The following is an 18,599-nucleotide window of genomic DNA, read 5'->3' as shown; positions in this document are numbered from 1 at the left end:
CCTCCGGCCCTGCTTTTTTGACAGGGATGGATAACGGATGTCCGACGATTTCAACTTCGCCTCGCCTCCCTTCGACCAGCTTCGCCCGCTGGAGCGCGAGCAACTGCGCGATGCATTGAGCGTGGGTTATTACACGGTCGACGAAGTACTGCTGGAAGCCGGCGCGCCGGCGCCCTGCCTGTTCATTCTGATGAAGGGCGTGATCGAGGAGCGCGGCGAGGACGGCAAGCTGTTCGCCCAGTACGCCGCCGAGGACCTGTTCGATGTGCGCGGTCTGCTCTCCGGCAGCAGCAAGCATCGCTACCAGGCGGTGGAAGAAAGCATCGTCTACGAACTGCCGGCGGCGGTGTTCCACCAACTCTGCGCGGACAACCCGCAGTTCGCCCGCTTCTTCCGCGCCGACCTCGCCAGCAAGCGCCAGCTGGAGCGCCGCGACGGGCAGAACCTGGCCGAATTCATCCTCACCCGCATCGCCCCCGAACACCTGTTGCCCGCCATCGAAGTGGAGCCGTCGCTGCCACTGGGCGATGCGGCGCGCCTGCAACTGAGCCGTGGTGCGGACGCGTTGCTGGTGCGCGAAGAGGGCGCGCTGGGCATCGTCACCCGCACTGACCTGATGACCGCACATTTCCGCGATGGCTTCAGCGAGGCGCAGCCCATTGGCCCGCTGGCGCACCGCCCGCTGAGCCATGTCGAGCTGGGCGATTTCCTCTTCGACGCGATGATCCTCATGACCCGCCAGCGCATCGAACGCGTGGCGGTGTGCGAGGAGGGCAGGGTGGTCGGCCTGCTGCACCTGACCCAGGTGCTCAGCCTGTTCTCCACCCATTCCCACGTGCTGGCTCTGCGCATTGCCCGCGCCGAAAGCGAGGCCGAGTTGCGCGCCGCAGCGGAAACGCTGCACACGCTGATCGCGACCCTGGCGGGCAATGGCATCCGCCTGCGCTTCATCATGCAACTGGTCAGCGCGCTCAATGAACAACTGCTCGAACGCCTCTTCGAACTGCAGGTGCCGCCGGTGCTGCGCGGCCGCTGCTGCCTGCTGGTGATGGGCAGCGAAGGGCGCGCCGAGCAACTGCTCAAGACCGATCAGGACAACGCGCTGATCCTCGACGACGGTCTGCCTGTGGAGCAGGGCCTGTTGCTGATGCAGCGCTTCTCCGCCGCGCTGCTGGAATTCGGTTATCCGCCGTGCCCTGGCGGCGTAATGGCCAGCCGGCCGGAGTGGTGCAAGCCGTTGTCGGAGTGGCAACGAGAGTTGCGCGAGGTGCCGCTGCAAGGACGCCCGGAGCAGCTGATGCGCCTGTCGATCCTTGCCGATGCCTGGCCGGTGGCGGGCAATCGGAGGCTGTTCGAGGGCCTGCGCGAAAGCCTCGATGAACTGGCCGGCGACAGCGGTCGCTGGCTGAGCGACCTGGCCTTGCCGGCGCTGCAGTTCGACACGCCGCTGACCTTCCTCGGCCAACTCAAGACCCAGGACGCGCAACTCGACGTCAAGCGCGGCGGCATCTTCCCCATCGTCCACGGCGCCCGCGTGCTGGCCGTGCGCGAGGGGCTGGAGGAGCGCGGCACGCTGGGTCGCCTCGCGGCCCTGAAAGGGCTCGGCGTGCTGGATGAATCGCTGGTGGACAACCTGGTCGAGTCCTTCGAACTGTTCCTCCAGCTGCGCCTGCGCCAGCAGCTCGAAGGTCAGCGCGATGGACGCGTACAGGGCCTGGACGTGTCGCGCCTGAGTCGCCACGAGCGCGACCTGCTGCGCTTCGGTCTGCACACGGTGAAGAAGTTCAAGCAGAGCCTGACCCGCCAATTCCACCTGGAGACACGATGAACGCCTGCGTCGTTGCACCCGATCCGCACTGGTCCGCCTGGCGCCGTCGCCTCTACTGGTGGCAGCACGACCCGGCAGAGGCCGAGGAACTGGTGTCGCTGGACCTGGAAACCACCAGCCTCGATCCGCGCAAGGCCGACATCCTCAGCATCGGCGCCGTGGTGATCCGGCGGGGCAAGCTGATCCTCGGCGAGCGCCTGGAGTTGCTGGTGGAGCCGCCGCCAACACTGGATGGCGAGTCGATCCGCATCCACAAGCTGCGCCGCACCGACCTTGAGGGCCAGCTGCCGTTGGCCGAGGCGCTGCGCAGGGTGCAGGCGTTCGTCGGCCAGCGGCCTTTGCTGGGCTACTACCTGTCCTTCGATGTCGCGGTGTTGCGCCGGCACCTGCGTGAGCAATTCGGCGCGCGCCTGGACAATCCACGCGTGGAAGTCTCGGAGCTTTACCACCGCAAGATGAGCCGGCGCTTTCCTGACCTGCACCTGGACCTGCGCTTCGACACCCTGGCGCGTACCCTGGAAATCCCTATCGAAGGTCGGCATACCGCCATCGGCGATGCGCGCACCGCCGCGCTGATGTTCCTGCGCCTGCGCAAGGGCTCGCTGCCTCGCGATCTGAGCTGATACGGCGCGCGCAGATACTTTGAATCTTCTGCGCGCCACCCCAGTCCCACATTACAAGCGCTGGCAATTCGCAACACCGCGAGCCATCGCCCCTCGTCGACCAAAGAGGAGAGACGATATGGGACTCGGGACTATTCTGTTGATCATCCTGATCTTGATGCTGATCGGTGGCTTGCCGGTCTTCCCCCACTCGCGCAACTGGGGTTACGGCCCCTCGGGCGTCATCGGTGTCGTACTGGTCGTCCTGCTGGTGCTGTTGTTGCTCGGACGTATCTGACCGAGTGGATCGGCGTGACCCGTCAAACCCCTCACCCTAGCCCTCTCCCCAGGGGAGAGGGGACCGTTCGGCACAGGATGAAATCGAGGTATCAGCCGGTACGAGCCGCTCCCTCTCCCAGGGTAGAGGGGACCGTTCGGCACAGGATGAAATCGAGGTATCAGCCATACGAGCCGCCCCCTCTCCCTGGGTTGGGGTGAGGGGAATGCCCGAGCACGGAGGCGCCAGGAAGTCGGGTTTTGTCACCGCGCTGATACGCCGCAGGGTGATTCGTCGCACAGCCCGTTGGGGTGGCCTGTACTAACATACTGGTCCTTTGCCATCAGGGAGTCGTGGGGATGCTGGGCGTTGTACTGGTTGTGCTGGGCGTCGTGTGGCTGCTCGTGCAGTGCGGGCTGGGGCTCCCGCCGCTGGCCGAGGCCATGACCCTGGACCCGGTGGTCAATCCGAACCGCTATTGGCAATTCGCCTTTCTTGGCCCGGCCATTCCCCTGGCGCTGGGCATCTTCCTTCTGCGTTACCGCATCAGCGGATTCGCCCAGTTCAAGCGTGAGCGCATCAACTGCGCAGCCCATGTACTGATCTTCGCCGGCGTTGCCCTGGTGCTGGGCAAACTCTGCGTTCTCGTTCAAGCCTGACCTCCTTCGATCAGCCGCCTGCTTCGTCGGTTTGCCAGGGGCATTCAGCGCCCTGATTTCGCCGCAGGGGCCGGAAAGCCTTGGTTACACTCCGGACACAGTCTTCGACGTCCGCGTCGTGCAAACCCTTTTTCCCCGAACAAGAACAGGCAGACCTCCCTATGCAAAATCGCATCATGATCACTGGCGCCGGTTCCGGCCTCGGTCGCGAAATCGCCCTGCGCTGGGCCCGCGAGGGCTGGAAGCTGGCCCTGGCCGATGTCAACGAAGCGGGCCTGGCCGAAACCCTCAAGCTCGTGCGCGAAGCCGGCGGTGAAGGCTTCACCCAGCGCTGCGACGTGCGCGACTACAGCCAGTTGACGCAACTGGCGCAGTCCTGCGAAGAGAAATTCGGTGGCATCGACATCATCGTCAACAACGCCGGTGTCGCCTCGGGCGGCTTCTTCAGCGAGCTGTCGCTGGAGGACTGGGACTGGCAGATCTCGATCAACCTGATGGGCGTGGTCAAGGGCTGCAAGGCCTTCCTGCCGCTGCTGGAAAAGAGCAAGGGGCGCATCATCAACATCGCCTCCATGGCTGCGCTGATGCAGGGCCCGGCCATGAGCAACTACAACGTGGCCAAGGCCGGTGTAGTGGCGCTGTCGGAAAGCCTGCTGGCCGACCTCAGCCTGGTCGACGTGAAGGTCCACGTGGTCTGCCCGTCGTTCTTCCAGACCAACCTGCTGGATTCCTTCCGCGGCCCGAGTCCGGAGATGAAGACCCAGGTCGGCAAGTTGCTGGAAAGCTCGCCCATCAGTGCCGCCGACATCGCCGACTATATCCACCAGGAAGTGGGCCGCGACGTCTTCATGATCCTGCCCCACGAACAGGGCCGCATGGCCTGGCAGATCAAGCAGCAGAACCCCCAGGCGATCTACGACGAGATGGCCAAGATGGCCGAGAAGATGCAAGCCAAGCGTCGCAGCCTGTCGTAATCGAGGGCTGATTCGCCCCCTTTCGGTGCACTGAAAGACAGGGCTTGCCCAGGCCGGTGCAAAGGTTTAGTTTTAGTCACCGGCCTGCCTGGCTGATGTACGTTGGACCCCGGTAAAAGCCCCGCTTATTTCGCGGGGCTTTTGCTTTTTCGGGCTACTGCGCAGCTGTGGGGATTCGCGCTTTGCGGGATGTCAGGCCTGTGTTAGAAGGCTCCGGTGTCATTGAAGGAAGAACCCGCTTGCACTCCGAATCCATCGTCTATGGCTGCATCCGCGACTGGCCCGGCGACTCGATGGAGCGCCGTCTGCGTCGCGCCGCCAACCGCAAGGTGCTCGACAGCCTGCCCATGGGGGAGGCCTGGCCTTTTCTCGGCCGCGAGATGTTCAGTCGCTGTGAGACCGAAGGCGCGGGCCTGTACCAGTCGCAGGTGATTCACTTCGGTGCCAGCTACCAGACCATCGAGTACGAGTGGAAACTCTGGGTCGAGCAATTCGAAGCCTTGCTGCGTCGCCTGTATTGGGCGAGCGCGGTGGTCCACCTGGAAACCGAAGTCAACGGCAGCCACACCTTCCGCTGGGAGTCCGAGAACGGCTTCCACAGCCCCCGCGAAGGCGAATTGAAAGTGCGCTGCGCCTGGGAGCGCGAAGGCGGCCTGCGCGGCTGATCGCGAGCCTCCCGCTACGGAAAGAATCCATGATCAATTACCTCTGGTTCGTCCTCGCCGCCTTCTGCGAGATCGCCGGCTGCTACGCCTTCTATCTCTGGCTGCGGCTGGACAAGAGCGCCCTGTGGATAATTCCCGGCCTGCTCAGCCTGACGGTGTTCGCCTTGCTGCTGACTCGCGTCGAAGCGAATTACGCCGGGCGCGCCTATGCCGCGTATGGCGGCATCTATGTCGCCGCATCGCTGTTCTGGCTGGCGTTCGTGGAGAAGAGCCGCCCGCTGTGGAGCGACTGGGTGGGCGTGGCGCTGTGCGTGATCGGTGCCAGCGTGGTGCTGCTCGGGCCGAAACTCGCTCCCTGAGGTTTCATCGGCGCATAACGCCTCTGGCGTCATGCGCCCTACGTTTGCCGTTCGGTGGCCTTCGTAGGAGCGGACCTTGTCCGCGAAATCCCGGCGAAGCCGGGACACAGCACAGATCACCGGCCTGGCGGCCGGATCGCGGATAAGATCCGCTCCTACGTTTGCTGTTCGGTGGCTTTCGTAGGAGCGGACCTTGTCCGCGAAATCCCGGCGAAGCCGGGACACAGCACAGAGCGCCGGCCTGGCGGCCGGGTCGCGGATAAGATCCGCTCCTACGTTTGCTGTTCGGTGGCTTTCGTAGGAGCGGACCTTGTCCGCGAAATTCCGGCGAAGCCGGGACACAGCACAGATCACCAGCCTGGCGGCCGGATCGCGGATAAGATCCGCTCCTACGTTTGCCGTTCAGTGGCTTTCGTAGGAGCGGACCTTGTCCGCGAAGTCCCGGCGAAGCCGGGACACAGCACAGATCACCGGCCTGGCAGCCGGATCGCGGATAAGATCCGCTCCTACGTTTGCCGTTCGGTGGCCTTCGTAGGAGCGGACCTTGTCCGCGAAATCCCGGCGAAGCCGGGACACAGCGCAGATCACCCGCCTGGCGGCCGGATCGCGGATAAGATCCGCTCCTACAGGTTGACCATCCGGCTCAGTCCTCCAGCCACTCCCTCGGCACTTCGCTTTTCAGCATCAGCTGGCACTGCTGGCTTTCCGGGTCGAAGACGATCACCGCTTCGCCGCGCTTGAGCGCATGCCGCGCTCGTTCCACGCGTACGTCCAGCGGCGTGTCGTCGCCGTTGTCAGTGCCTTCGCGGGTGACGAAGTCTTCCAGCAGGTTGTTGAGGGTGTCTGCTTCGATCAGATCAAAGGGGATCAGCATGGCGGGGTACTCGAAATCGCAGCGCGGGATTGTAGTCCCGCGCCGCGCCGAGTGCAGCCTCAGTTCTTGCCGTCCTTGCCCTTGTCGGTGTTGTCGCCGCTGTCGATCAGGTCATCCACCGGCGGCACATGGGTGGTGCTCTCCATATGTACCGGATGCTCCAGCTGCTTGCTGAACCGCTCCAGCGTGCCTTCGCTGGGCTCGGCGTCGCTGTCGAATACCGGCGGGCTGAGCATGTAGGCCGTCAGCAGTTTTGACAACGCGGACAGGCTGTCGATGTGCGTGCGCTCGTAGCCATGGGTGGCGTCGCAGCCGAAGGCCAGCAGCGCGGTGCGGATATCGTGGCCGGCGGTGATCGCCGACTGCGCATCGCTGTGGTAGTAGCGGAACAGGTCGCGGCGCACGGGGACTTCATGGCGCTCGCCCAGGCGCAGCAGATGGCGGGAAAGATGGAAATCGTACGGCCCGCCGGAGTCCTGCAGCGCCACGCTCACCGCATGCTCGCTGGAGTTCTGCCCCTCGGCCACCGGGGCGATATCGATGCCGACGAATTCGCTGACGTCCCAGGGCAGTGCGCCGGCCGCGCCGGAGCCGATTTCCTCGGTGATGGTGAACAGCGGATGGCAGTCGATGGGCGGTACCTGGCCGCTTTCCACGATGGTTTTCAGCGCGGCCAGCAGCGCCGCCACGCCGGCCTTGTCGTCGAGGTGACGGGCACTGATGTGACCGCTCTCGGTGAATTCCGGCAGCGGGTCGAAGGCGACGAAATCGCCGATGGCCACGCCAATCGATTCGCTGTCGGCGCGGCTGGCGGTGTAGGTATCCAGGCGTAGTTCGACATGGTCCCAGCTGATCGGCAGGGTGTCCACGGCGGTGTTGAACGCATGCCCCGAAGCCAGCAGCGGCAGCACGCTGCCACGGAATACGCCGTTCTCGCAGAACACCGTGACCCGGCTGCCCTCGGCGAAGCGGCTCGACCAGCAGCCCACCGGCGCCAGTGCCAGGCGGCCGTTGGGCTTGATCTCGCGGACGATGGCGCCAATGGTGTCCAGGTGCGCCGAGACCGCACGGTCCGGGCTCTTGCGCCGGCCCAGCAGAGTGGCGCGGATGGTCCCGCGGCGAGTCATCTCGAACGGCACGCCGATCTCTTCCAGCCGTTCGGCGACGTAGCGCACGATGGTGTCGGTGAAGCCGGTGGGGCTGGGGATGGCGAGCATTTCCAGCAGCACGCGCTGCAGGTAGTTGAGGTCGGGTTGTGGCAGATGGGTCATGCCGGGGCCTCTTCGTTGGGGTGTGGCTGGTCACGGCTATCGCGGTGCAGCAATTCGCGGCTCAGCGGGAAGAGCAGGTCGACGAAGCGTTCGGCGGTGGGCTGCGGTTCGTGGTTGGCCAGGCCCGGCCGCTCATTGGCTTCGATGATCACGTAGTCCGCCTGGTCGGCCTCGGTGACCAGCAGATCGAGGCCGGTGACCGGGATTTCCAGTGCCCGCGCCGCGCGGATGGCGGCATCGGCCAGCGCCGGGTGCAGGCGCTCAGTCACGTCTTCCAGGGTGCCGCCGGTGTGCAGGTTGGCGGTGCGCCGTACGGCCAGGCGCTGGCCGCTGGGCAGTACGTCGTCGTAGGTGAATCCGGCGGCGGCCAGGGTGCGCTCGGTCTCGCCGTCCAGCGGGATGCGGCTCTCGCCACCGGTGGCGGCCTGGCGTCGACGGCTCTGCGCTTCGATCAGCTTGCGGATGCTGTGCCGACCATCGCCGATCACCTCGGCGGGGCGGCGGATGGCGGCGGCCACCACTTCGTAGCCGATGACCACGATGCGCAGGTCATTGCCCGGGTGATAGCTCTCGAGGATGACGCGGGTGTCGAACTGCTTGGCGTGGGCGATGGCGGTCTCGACGTCGTCGGCGGTGCGCAGGTCTACCGCGACGCCCTGGCCCTGCTCGCCGTCCACCGGCTTGACCACCAGCGCGCCGTGCTCTTCGAGGAACGCCGCGTTGTCTTCGGAGCTACCGGCCAGGCGTTGCTGCGGCTGGCGCAGGCCGGCGCGGTCGAGGGCGCGGTGGGTGAGGGTCTTGTCCTGGCACAGGCTCATGCTGACCGCGCTGGTGAGGTCGCACAGCGACTCGCGGCAGCGGATGCGCCGGCCGCCCTGGGTGAGGGTGAAGAGGCCGGCGTCGGCGTCCTGCACCTGCACTTCGATGCCGCGCCGATGGGCTTCGTCGACGATGATCTTCGCGTAGGGATTCAGACCCTTTTCCGGGCCCGGGCCGAGGAACAGCGACTGGTTGATGCCGTTCTTGCACTTCACCGCGAAGGTCGGCAATTCACGGAAGCGCAGCTTGCGGTACAGCGACTTGGCCTGCTGGTTGCCGTGCAGCACCGACAGGTCCAGGTACGCGAGGCCCCGGCTCATGAAGTGCTCGATCAGGTGGCGCACCAGCGCTTCGCCGACGCCGGGCCGGCTGGACTGCGGGTCCACGGCCAGGCACCAGAGGCTGGAGCCGCCTTCCGGATCGCGGAAGGCCTTGGCGTGGTTGATGCCCATGACGGTGCCGATCACCGTGCCGGTCTCGGCGTCTTCGGCCAGCCAGTAGGCCGGGCCGCCCTGGTGGCGCGGGGTGACGTTGGAGGGATCGACCGGCAGCATGCCGCGCGACAGGTAGAGGCGGTTGATCGCCGTCCAGTCGTCATCGCTGTGCACGCGGCGGATGCGGAAGCCACGGAAGGGCCGGCGCGCCGGGCGGTAGTCGGTGAACCACAGGCGCAGCGCGTCGGATGGGTCGAGGAAGAGTTGCTGCGGGGCGTGGGACAGCACCTGCTGTGGCGCGGCGACGTAGAGGGCAATGTCGCGCTCGCCGGGTTGTTCGTTGAGCAGTTCGGCGGCCAGCTTCTCCGGGCTGGAAAAGGTGTGGCCGATCAGCAGGCGACCCCAGCCGCATTGCAGGATCAGCGGGCCGTGGCTCTCGGTATGGTCGCCGGCGAAGCGCGCCTGCAGGCGCTCGTAGGTCGGCGTCTGGCCGCGCAGCAGGCGCTGGTTATGGGGCAGGTTGGAATGGGGTTTCATCGTGCGCTCCCTGATAAGGCATCTGTCCTGGGCTGTGGGGGAAGGGCGGCGTCGCGCAGGACGCCGCCGGGCTCTAGAGGCCTTGTTCCGTCAGCCAGAGGTTGAGGGCCGCCAACTGCCACAACTTGGAACCGCGCAGCGGGGTGAGGTCGGTCGCCGGGTCGCTGAGCAGGCGGTCGAACATCGCCGTCTCGAACAGTCCACGGTCCTGGCTCGGGTCCAGCAGCAATTCGCTGACCCAGGCGCGGGTATTGCCTTGCAGGTGTTTCAGGCCGGGCACCGGGAAGTAGCCCTTGGGCCGGTCGATCACCTCGCTGGGGATGACCTTGCGCGCGGCGGCCTTGAGCACCTGCTTGCCGCCGTCGCCGAGCTTGAAGCGCGACGGGATGCGCGCCGACAGTTCCGCGACGCGGTAGTCGAGGAACGGCACGCGGGCTTCCAGGCCCCAGGCCATGGTCATGTTGTCGACGCGCTTGACCGGGTCGTCCACCAGCATGATGGTGCTGTCCAGGCGCAACGCCTTGTCCACCGGATCGTCCGCGCCGGGCTGGGCGAAGTGGTCGCGGACGAACTCGCTGGCCACGTCCTCGACCCGCAGCGCTTCACGTACGGTATCGAGGTACTCGCCGTGAGTGCGGTCGAAGAAGGCGGCGCGGTAGGCCTGCAGCGGGTCTTTCGCCCCGGCCACTTTCGGATACCAGTGATAGCCGGCGAACAGCTCGTCGGCGCCCTGGCCGCTCTGCACCACCTTGCAGTGCTTGGAGACTTCCCGCGAGAGCAGGTAGAAGGCGATGCAGTCGTGGCTGACCATCGGCTCGCTCATGGCGCGGAAGGCCGCCGGCAACTGCGAGATGACTTCGTTCTCGTCGATGCGCAGCTGGTGGTGGCGGGTGCCGTAGCGTTTCGCGATCAGGTCCGAGTACTGGAACTCGTCGCCGCGCTCGCCGCCGGCATCCTCGAAGCCGATGGAGAAGGTCAGCAGGTCCTCGACGCCGGCCTCGTGCAGCAGGCCGACCAGCAGACTGGAGTCCACCCCGCCGGAGAGCAGCACGCCGACTTCACGGGCAGCGCGCTGGCGCACGCTCACGGCGTCGCGCAGGCTGTTCAGCAGGCGGTCTTCCCAGTCGTCCAGGGTCAGCTCGCGCTCGTCCGGCAGCGGGCCGTAGTCCAGGGTCCACCAACGCTGGCGCTCGGTATGGCCGTCGGCGTCGATGGTCATCCAGGTGGCCGGCGGCAGTTTCTGCACCTCGGCCAGCAGGGTGCGCGGCGCGGGGACCACGGCGTGGAAGTTCAGGTAGTGGTTGAGTGCCACCGGGTCCAGCGCCGGGTCGATGTCGCCGCCCTTGAGCAGCGCCGGGAGGCTGGAGGCGAAGCGCAGGCGCTTGCCGGTCTGCGACAGGTACAGCGGCTTGATGCCGAGACGGTCGCGGGCGATGAACAGGCGCCGTTTGTCGCGTTCCCAGATGGCGAAAGCGAACATGCCATTGAGGCGGGGCAATAGTTGTTCGCCCCAGGCGTGGTATCCCTTGAGAAGGACTTCAGTGTCACCGCTGGAGAAAAAGCGGTAACCCAGGGCTTCGAGTTCCTCACGCAGCTCCGGGTAGTTGTAGATGGCGCCGTTGAACACCATCGACAGGCCCAGGGCCGTGTCGATCATCGGTTGGCCGGACGCTTCGGCCAGATCCATGATTTTCAGCCGCCGGTGACCCAGGGCCAAGGGACCTTCGCTATGGAAACCCCAGGCGTCGGGGCCTCGCGGTGCGAGGTGATGGGTGATGCGTTCGACTGCGGCAAGGTCCGCAGCCTGTTTATCGAAACGTAACTCGCCTGCTATTCCGCACATGTCCTTACCGGTACTCCGTTGGGGATGAAGTGGGTGGCGCCTCACGGACGCCTTAGGGGATGACCCGTCGATCCGGCGAGAGTTCTATTTGATTTCATTGAGGAAAAGTGACGAAGCGGGCGGAGGACGGAAGATGGCTGACAGCAAGACTTCGATGCGCAACGCCCATGCACTCTCCATGTTGCAGGCCTTGCGGCGCCTGCAACAGGCGGCGGAAGTGCATTCCAAGAGCCTGGGCCGGGATGGCGAACTGACGCCGCTGCAACTGCTGATCCTGCAGGTGGTGGCGCTGGAGGGCGAGATAACCGCCGGTCAGTTGGCGCGGCATGTGGCGCTATCCCAGTCGTCGCTTTCCAGCGCTCTCGCCCGACTGGAAAGCAAAGGCCTGCTGACGCGCCGGCGCGATGACGATGACCGCCGCAAGCACTGGCTCCGCCTGGAACCCGATGGGCACCTCGCGCTCAGGCACAGCCCGGCGCTCTTGCCCGAGCACGCGCTGGAGCGCTTCGCCGGGCTGCCGGAATGGGAGCAGCACGCGATCCTCGCCGGGCTGCTGCGCGCGGCCGAGCTGTTCGAGACGCCGGGCACCGGCGCCGAGGAAGAAGAGTTCTAAGCGTCAGCTGATCAGTTTCTGTGCGGCCAGCGACAGGCTGACCGCCACCAGCATCAGCGCGAACAGGCGCTGCAGCGTCGCGCCGCCCAGGCGCACCGCCAGGCGATTGCCGAACAGCACGCCGAGTGCGCCCCCCGCCGCCAGGCAAGCCAGCAAGGGCAGCGGCGGCTGTGCGTGGGTGAGGTAGAGCAGGAAGCCGCCGCCTGACACCAGCGCGATTACCGCCATCGACGTCGCGGTGGCCGCCAGCATCGACAGCGGCGTGAACCACAGCAGCCCCGGCACGATCAGGAAACCACCGCCCACGCCCATCAGGCCGGACAGCATTCCCACCGCCAGCCCCACGCCCAGCAGCGGTCCGTTGCGGGTTGCCTTGTCGCATACGCGCGGCTGGCTGGAGCCCTGCCACATGCGCCAGGCGGACCACAGCACCAGCAGGCAGAAACCGATGATCAGCCAGGCATCGGGCACGAACTTGCCCAGCCACTGGCCGATGGCATTGCCCGGCCAGCCGGTGATCACTAGCCAGAACAGCGGCTTCCACGCCACCTGGCCCTGGCGCGCGCGCGGCACCGCGCCAATGGCCGCCGACAGCGCGACGGCACCGAGGCTGACGCCGATGGCGTCGTGCAGCGGCAGGTGCAGGCTGAGCAGCAAGGGCAACGCCACCAGCGAGCCGCCGGCGCCGGTCAGGCCCAGCAGCAGGCCGAGGATCAGGCCGATGGCGGAAGATTCAATCAGCAGTGCATCCATGTCGGTGGTCCGCTCTGGAAGCTGGCCCGGCCCATCGATGGGCCGAGCGGTGGTCAGGAATTCTTCTGGCCGCGCACGATGTCGCGCAGGAAGAAACGGTTCGGGTGGCAGGCTTCTGCCACGGCGCGCGGCAGCGGCAGGGGTTCGCCGTCGATCCAGGCCGCCAGCAGTTCCCCGGCCAGCGGTGCGGTCACCAGTCCACGGGAGCCGTGGGCGCTGTTCAGGTACAGGCCGTCCAGCCAGGGGCAGGGCGTGTCCGGTATCTGGCGCGCGTCCTTGCCCAGTACAGCGTAGGCATTGGCGAAGGCTTCACGGTCCGCCAGCGGGCCCACCAGCGGCAGGTAGTCCGGCGTGGTGCAGCGGAACGCGGCGCGGCCTTGCAGCGTAGCCGGGTCGAGCTGGGCGATGTGCATCCGCGCGGTCAGGTCTGTGGATATCTCGGCCAGCAGGTCGAGGTTGCCCAGGTGTTCTTCCAGCGAGGGTTCGGTGTCGTCACGCTTGAATTCGAAACTGGCGCCAAGCGTGTGCTCACCGTGGCGCGGCGGAGCGACATAGCCTTCGGCGCAGACCACCGTGCTCAGCGCCGCGCTGTCGATGGTCGCGGGAATGCGCGTGATCTGCCCACGGATACGCTTCATCGGCAGCGTTTCGGCACCCGCAAAGCGGCGTACTTCAGCGGCGGTGGCGAGGATGGCGATGGGCGCGCTGGCGAGCTTTTCCTCGCCGCTCCAGGCACTCCAGCCATCGGCTTCGCGCTGCAGGCGGACTTCCTCGCCGGTCACTACGCGGATGTTCGGATGCTGCGCCAGGTGGCGGCACAGCGCCGGCGGATGCACCCAGCCGCCCTCGGGGTAGAACAGCCCGCCGGCGGGCAGGCCGACGCCGGCGATGGTTTCGGCTTCAGTCTTGTCCAGCAGGCGCAGCAGCGAGTCGGGGAAGGCGTCGGCGAGCTTCGCCTGGCGCCCGGCCTCGGCCTCGTCGAAGCCCAGTTGCAGCACGCCGCAATCGGACCATTCCTCACCTTTCTGCAAGCGCTCGATCAACCGCCGGGTATGGCCGAAGCCGCTGACGATCAGCCGCGACAGCGCCGTGCCGTGGGCGGACAGCTTGAGATAGAGCACGCCCTGGGGGTTGCCCGAGGCTTCCTCGGCCAGGCCCGCGTGGCGTTCGATCAGCCTCACCTGCCAGCCGCGCGCGGCAAGGCTAGCGGCGCTGGCGCAACCGGCCATGCCACCGCCGATCACCAGCGCTTCGCGCGGGCCATTCGGGCTGGCAGGTCGGCTGTACCAGGGTTTGCCGGCCGGCTGTTCGCCGCCGATGAACTCGCCCTGGGACATCTCCCATTTCTTGCCGAAGCCCAGGGTGCGGCGAATCTTGAAACCCGCCGCGCCCAGCCCGCGGCGGACGAAACCGGCGCTGGTGAAGGTGGCGATGGTGGTGCCTGGCGCGGAAAGGCGCGCGAGCTCGGCGTAGAGCGCGTCGTTCCACATCTGCGGGTTCTTCGCCGGCGAGAAGCCGTCGAGGAACCAGGCATCGATGCGCGCGTCCAGCTCGGGCAAGGTGTCGAGCACATCGCCCACCAGCAGCGTCAGCACCACGCGGCCCTCGGCGAAGACGAAGCGCTGGAAGCCGGGATTGATCGCGACGTACTGCGCCTGCAGTTGTGCCGACAGGTGCGCCAGTTCCGGCCAGAGAGCGAAGGCGCGGCGCAGGTCCTGCGGCGCCACCGGATACTTCTCCGTGGTGACGAAGTGCAGTCGCGCATCGCTTGGCGCCAGCGCCTCGAACTGCTGCCAGGCGCAGAGAAAGTTCAGCCCGGTGCCGAAGCCCGTCTCGCCGATGCACAGGCGTCCGCCGGCGGGCAGCGCGGCGAAGCGTTCGGGCAGGCGGTTGCCGGCGATGAACACGTGGTGCGTCTCGGCGATACCGGAATCGCGGGAGAAGTACACGTCGCCATAGACGCGGGAAGTGGGCTGGCCGTTCTCGTCCCAGTCGATCTGGGCGCTATGGCTTTCTGGCATGGAAGAGGGCATGGCAAGGGCAGGGCAGTGAAACGAAGGCCGCAGTTTAGCCGATTGGGCGCGCAGACAGCCTGCGTCACATCCGCTACCTTTTACTCACTTCGAGACAAGGAGAGGTGCATGTTCGAATCCGCCGAGATTGGCCATTCCATCGACAAGGAAATCTACGAGAAGGAAGTCGCGGTACTGCGCGAAGCCCTGCTCGAGGCACAGTACGAACTCAAGCAGCAGTCGCGCTTCCCGGTGATCGTGCTGATCAACGGCATCGAAGGGGCCGGCAAGGGCGAGACGGTGAAGCTGCTCAACGAGTGGATGGATCCGCGGCTGATCCAGGTGGAAAGTTTTCACTTCCCCACCGACGAGGAACTCGCCCGCCCGCCGCAGTGGCGGTTCTGGCGCAAGCTGCCGCCCAAGGGGCGGATCGGCATCTTCTTCGGCAACTGGTACAGCCAGATGCTCTATGCGCGCGTTTCCGGCGACATCAAGGACAGCCAGCTGGACAGTCTGATCAACGATGCCGAACGCTTCGAGCGCATGTATTCCGACGAAGGCGCGCTGATCTTCAAGTTCTGGTTCCACCTCTCCAAGAAACAGCTCAAGGAACGCCTGAAGGCGCTGGAGAATGACCCGCAGCGCAGTTGGCAACTGAGCGAGCTCGACTGGAAGCAGAGCGAGGTCTACGACAAGTTCGTGCGCTACGGCGAGCGCGTGCTGCGCCGCACCAGCCGCGACTACGCACCCTGGTACATCGTCGAGGGCGCCGAGGAGCGCTATCGCAGCCTGACGGTGGGCCGCACCATCCTCGAAGGCCTGCAGGCCGCGTTGAAACTCGAGGGCCGCCCGCAGCCACAGCCGCACGCGGCACCGCTGGTGTCGAGCCTGGACAACAAGAGCCTGCTCGATGCGCTGGACCTGAACCTGAAGCTGGACAAGGACCGCTACAAGGAGCAACTGGCGAAGGAGCAGGCGCGGCTGGCCACGCTGGTACGCGACAAGCGTTTCCGTAGCCATTCCCTGCTCGCCGTGTTCGAGGGCAACGACGCCGCCGGCAAGGGTGGCGCCATCCGCCGCGTCACCGATGCGCTGGACCCGCGCCAATACCGCATCGTGCCGATCGCCGCACCCACCGAGGAAGAGCGGGCCCAGCCCTATCTCTGGCGCTTCTGGCGGCATCTGCCGGCGCTGCGCCAGTTCACCATCTTCGACCGTTCCTGGTACGGCCGGGTGCTGGTGGAGCGGGTGGAGGGCTTCTGCAGCGAGGCCGATTGGTTGCGCGCCTACGGCGAGATCAACGACTTCGAGGAGCAGTTGGCGAACTTCGGTGTGGTGGTGGTGAAGTTCTGGCTGTCCATCGATCAGGACACCCAGCTGGAGCGCTTCAAGGAGCGCGAATCGATCCCCTTCAAGCGCTTCAAGATCACCGAAGAGGACTGGCGTAACCGTGACAAATGGGACGCCTATGCCGATGCGGTGGGCGACATGGTTGACCGCACCAGCACGGAGATTGCGCCCTGGACGCTGATCGAGGCCAACGACAAGCGGTATGCGCGGGTGAAGGTGCTCAAGACGATCAACGATGCGCTGGAGGCGGCTTACGGAAGCGCGAAGAAGGGCAAGAAGGACTAACGTCTCGTGTAGGAGCGGACTCCGTCCGCGATGTGTCTGCTTCGCTTCGAGGTTTCCCGCGCCGCTTCGGCGTGCGCGGCGAGACTTTGTTTCGCCCCCTCGGGCGAGTCCCTTTTGTCAAACGCCACAAAAGGAACCAAAAAGTCTTGCCCCGGACATCCGGTTTTTCGCTTGGGGCGAAAAATTCCCTCGCTGAAGCGAAGTTTCAGGGGCACGCCACGACGGGCCATCCCTGGCCCATCGTGGCTCTCGCGACATCCATGTCGCTCAACCCCTGAAACTCCGCTTCAACGAGGCCTCCTGAACGGGGCGGTTCGGAGTGCTTGGATGTTTTTCTGGAAGTCTTTTAAGAACCGGAGCCGGATCGAGGGATTGAGGACTTTCGTAGGAGCGAGCTTGCTCGCGAACTGGCCCCGCTGCGAAATCGCTTCGCAAGCAAGCTCGCTCCTCTAGGGGCATGCCAATGCCAGGCGCTCTGCCGATCTATGCCCCGTTCTTCTGCGACGGCTTCGGCGCGCCAATGAGCCGGCCCATCGCCCCGGCAATCCCCATCTCCCGCAACACCTGCAACTCGCCCTCGGTCTCCACCATCTCCGCGATCAGGGGCAGGTCGATGCTGTTGGACGCGCGGTACATCGCCTCGATGAACAGGCGCTTGTCGTTGTCCTGGTCGATGGCGCGGATGTAGCTGCCATCGATCTTCAGGTAGGCAAGGCCGAGGCGGGTCAGGTTGCCGATCAGGCTGAAGCGTCCGCCGAAGTGCTGCAGGCCGAGCCTGGCGCCGACTTCCTGCACCGACTGGGCGAGCTTCTCCAGCTCCGCTGGCGGCGGCAGGTAGCGTTCGTCCACTTCCAGGATCATCAGCCGTGCCTCCTGGGGATGGGCACGCAGGATGTCGAAGAGCTGGCGCAACGGCTCGGCGCTGCGCACGGTTTCCGCCGACAGTGACAAGGCCAGTGGCGCCGGTTGCTGGACGAGGTGGGCGAGGGCATGTTCGAGCATGGCCAGGTCGAAGCGCGCGGACCAGCCGAAACGCTCGATCCAGGGCAGGAACTGCCCGGCGGCCACGGCCTCGCCTTTGGGATCGAGCAGCCGCGCGAGGACTTTCTGGTGCAGCAGCTCGGCATTCTCGACGCACGCGCGCACGGGCTGGAACCACAGCTGCAGCTTGCCCTTCTGCAGGGCGTCGTCGAGCCAGTCGCGCCAGGCGCGGGAATCCTGTGCCGGCTGGCTGCCGGAGCTGTCCAGGCGTTGCCAGGTGCGGTCCGGCGTGGCCTGTGCCTGGGCCAGCGCCTGGTCGGCGCGGGACAGCACCCCTGCGGCGGATTCGCCCGGACGGAAGGCCGCCAGGCCCAGGTGCGCCACCGGCGTGCAGTCGCTGGCGCCGGTCCGTTTCAGGTTCTCCAGGGCGGCGCTCAGCTCGTCCGCCAGGTGCTCGGCGCTGGCGCTGTCCAGGCCGGGAGCGAGCAGGGTGAATTCACCGCCACGGCTGCGCGCGGCGAGCCAGTCCGGGGTGCCGTGCTGCTCGCGTTCACGCTCCAGCAGTTCGGCCACGTCGCGGATCAGCGCGTCGGTGCGTTGTCCGCCCAGGCGCTGGTTGAGTCCGGCGAGGTCGTTGAGGCGCAGCAGCAGCAGGTAGCCGGCGGCGTTCTGCTCGGACGGTGAGAGCTGCGCGTCCAGGCGAGCATCGAACAGGCGGCGGTTGGCCAGGCCCGAAAGGCTGTCCTGGTAGGCCTCCTCGCGCAGCTTCTCGCTGCGGGTGGCTTCCTCGGCGAACAACGCCTTGAGCTTGTCGACCATCTGGTTCATCGCCTGCACCACGCGCTTGAGCTCCGGGGTGCGCGGCTCCTTGGGCAGGGTGAGGAATTCACGGCGGGTGATGGCGTGGGCCTGCTGCACCATCTGGTCCAGGGGCTTGAGTTGAGTGCGCAGCAGCCAGCCGCCGAGCACGGCGCTGACCAGACCGCAGGCGAGCAGCCAGGCGAGGCTGCCCAGCGCGCCGTCCCACAGCTTGGCCAAGGCGAACTGCGGATGGCTGACCACCTCGACCCGCGCGGCCTGTTCCCAGCCGCGCATGATCAGCGCGTCGCCGCCCTGGGCCTTGAGGTTGACCAGCCGGGCGAACCAGGCCGGCACCTGCTGGTTCTGGGTGTCGCTGTCGCGTTCGACGATGACCTTGCCCTCGGGAATGCTGACCACGCGGATGGTGGCGAAGTAGCCGGAGTCGAAGATGGAGCTGACCATCAGCTCGATCATCGCCGGATCGTCCACGTGCGGTGTGAGCGACAGCCCCAGCGCGGTGGCGGCGTCCTGCGCGTGGGAGCGCAACTGGCTGATCATCTGCTCGCGGGAGCTTTCCAGGCTGGCGGCGAAGCTGCCGGCGAAGGCCACCACGAGGAACAGGCAGATCGCCAGGAACAGTTGCTTGAGCAATGACATGCCGG

Annotated in this window: 16 protein-coding genes; 9 read left to right on the top strand and 7 right to left on the bottom strand. The window is 66.2% G+C overall.

The window, feature by feature from the left end; translation table 11 throughout:
• Window positions 1-37 precede the first annotated feature (37 nt).
• The 7 genes from JVX91_RS25735 to JVX91_RS25705 all read left to right on the top strand — a co-directional run bounded on the left by JVX91_RS25735 (window position 38) and on the right by JVX91_RS25705 (window position 5,364).
• A complete protein-coding gene (locus JVX91_RS25735; RefSeq protein WP_205336881.1) occupies window positions 38-1,828 on the top strand; it encodes a DUF294 nucleotidyltransferase-like domain-containing protein in 1,791 nt (596 codons plus the stop codon).
• A complete protein-coding gene (locus tag JVX91_RS25730) occupies window positions 1,825-2,451 on the top strand; it encodes a 3'-5' exonuclease (RefSeq protein WP_205336880.1) in 627 nt (208 codons plus the stop codon). Before JVX91_RS25735 ends, JVX91_RS25730 begins: the two co-directional genes overlap by 4 nt.
• A gap of 118 nt (window positions 2,452-2,569) precedes the next feature.
• Window positions 2,570-2,728: a DUF3309 family protein gene (locus JVX91_RS25725; protein ID WP_017522017.1), complete on the top strand. Its 159-nt coding sequence runs from the start codon at window positions 2,570-2,572 to the stop codon at window positions 2,726-2,728.
• Between the two features lie 338 nt (window positions 2,729-3,066).
• On the top strand, window positions 3,067-3,366 hold the full coding sequence (locus tag JVX91_RS25720; protein ID WP_205336879.1) for a hypothetical protein: 300 nt from the start codon (window positions 3,067-3,069) through the stop codon (window positions 3,364-3,366).
• Between the two features lie 161 nt (window positions 3,367-3,527).
• The gene (locus JVX91_RS25715; RefSeq protein WP_205336878.1) at window positions 3,528-4,340 is read left to right on the top strand and encodes an SDR family oxidoreductase; all 813 of its coding nucleotides are present in this window, start codon (window positions 3,528-3,530) and stop codon (window positions 4,338-4,340) included.
• A 239-nt stretch (window positions 4,341-4,579) separates the two neighbouring features.
• Window positions 4,580-5,005, top strand: a complete 426-nt coding sequence (locus JVX91_RS25710; protein WP_017522014.1) for a hypothetical protein — start codon at window positions 4,580-4,582, stop codon at window positions 5,003-5,005.
• 29 nt (window positions 5,006-5,034) lie between these two features.
• Window positions 5,035-5,364: a YnfA family protein gene (locus tag JVX91_RS25705; protein ID WP_169937504.1), complete on the top strand. Its 330-nt coding sequence runs from the start codon at window positions 5,035-5,037 to the stop codon at window positions 5,362-5,364.
• A 643-nt stretch (window positions 5,365-6,007) separates the two neighbouring features.
• On the opposite strand, the gene JVX91_RS25700 is transcribed toward JVX91_RS25705, so the two are convergent.
• From JVX91_RS25700 to JVX91_RS25685, 4 genes are all read right to left on the bottom strand, one after another.
• Window positions 6,008-6,238 carry a YheU family protein gene (locus JVX91_RS25700; protein ID WP_205336877.1) on the bottom strand — a complete coding sequence of 77 codons (231 nt, stop codon included), beginning with the start codon at window positions 6,236-6,238 and terminating at the stop codon, window positions 6,008-6,010.
• Between the two features lie 59 nt (window positions 6,239-6,297).
• Window positions 6,298-7,509, bottom strand: a complete 1,212-nt coding sequence (locus tag JVX91_RS25695) for an osmoprotectant NAGGN system M42 family peptidase (RefSeq protein ID WP_205336876.1) — start codon at window positions 7,507-7,509, stop codon at window positions 6,298-6,300.
• Window positions 7,506-9,299, bottom strand: coding sequence for an N-acetylglutaminylglutamine synthetase (gene ngg, locus JVX91_RS25690; RefSeq protein ID WP_205336875.1), 1,794 nt, complete (start codon window positions 9,297-9,299; stop codon window positions 7,506-7,508). Before ngg ends, JVX91_RS25695 begins: the two co-directional genes overlap by 4 nt.
• A 73-nt stretch (window positions 9,300-9,372) precedes the next feature.
• The gene (locus JVX91_RS25685; protein WP_205336874.1) at window positions 9,373-11,142 is read right to left on the bottom strand and encodes an N-acetylglutaminylglutamine amidotransferase; all 1,770 of its coding nucleotides are present in this window, start codon (window positions 11,140-11,142) and stop codon (window positions 9,373-9,375) included.
• Window positions 11,143-11,275: 133 nt separating this feature from the next.
• Between JVX91_RS25685 and JVX91_RS25680 the strand changes: the two genes are divergently transcribed.
• Window positions 11,276-11,755, top strand: coding sequence for a MarR family winged helix-turn-helix transcriptional regulator (locus tag JVX91_RS25680; protein WP_205336873.1), 480 nt, complete (start codon window positions 11,276-11,278; stop codon window positions 11,753-11,755).
• Window positions 11,756-11,758: 3 nt separating this feature from the next.
• Here the strand turns inward: JVX91_RS25680 and JVX91_RS25675 are convergent, their stop codons facing one another.
• Both JVX91_RS25675 and mnmC read right to left on the bottom strand, forming a co-directional pair.
• Window positions 11,759-12,508 (bottom strand): sulfite exporter TauE/SafE family protein, encoded by a 750-nt coding sequence (locus JVX91_RS25675; RefSeq protein ID WP_205336872.1) that lies wholly within the window; start codon window positions 12,506-12,508, stop codon window positions 11,759-11,761.
• A 53-nt stretch (window positions 12,509-12,561) separates the two neighbouring features.
• Window positions 12,562-14,529: a bifunctional tRNA (5-methylaminomethyl-2-thiouridine)(34)-methyltransferase MnmD/FAD-dependent 5-carboxymethylaminomethyl-2-thiouridine(34) oxidoreductase MnmC gene (gene mnmC / locus JVX91_RS25670; RefSeq protein WP_205336871.1), complete on the bottom strand. Its 1,968-nt coding sequence runs from the start codon at window positions 14,527-14,529 to the stop codon at window positions 12,562-12,564.
• Window positions 14,530-14,649: 120 nt separating this feature from the next.
• Between mnmC and pap the strand changes: the two genes are divergently transcribed.
• Window positions 14,650-16,155, top strand: coding sequence for a polyphosphate:AMP phosphotransferase (gene pap / locus JVX91_RS25665; RefSeq protein ID WP_205336870.1), 1,506 nt, complete (start codon window positions 14,650-14,652; stop codon window positions 16,153-16,155).
• Between the two features lie 483 nt (window positions 16,156-16,638).
• Here the strand turns inward: pap and lapD are convergent, their stop codons facing one another.
• Window positions 16,639-18,594 carry a cyclic di-GMP receptor LapD gene (lapD, locus tag JVX91_RS25660; RefSeq protein ID WP_205336869.1) on the bottom strand — a complete coding sequence of 652 codons (1,956 nt, stop codon included), beginning with the start codon at window positions 18,592-18,594 and terminating at the stop codon, window positions 16,639-16,641.
• Window positions 18,595-18,599: the final 5 nt, after the last annotated feature.

Source organism: Pseudomonas sp. PDNC002, assembly GCF_016919445.1.
In the GTDB taxonomy this organism is placed as follows: domain Bacteria; phylum Pseudomonadota; class Gammaproteobacteria; order Pseudomonadales; family Pseudomonadaceae; genus Pseudomonas.
This window is presented reverse-complemented; position numbering and strand designations above follow the sequence as displayed.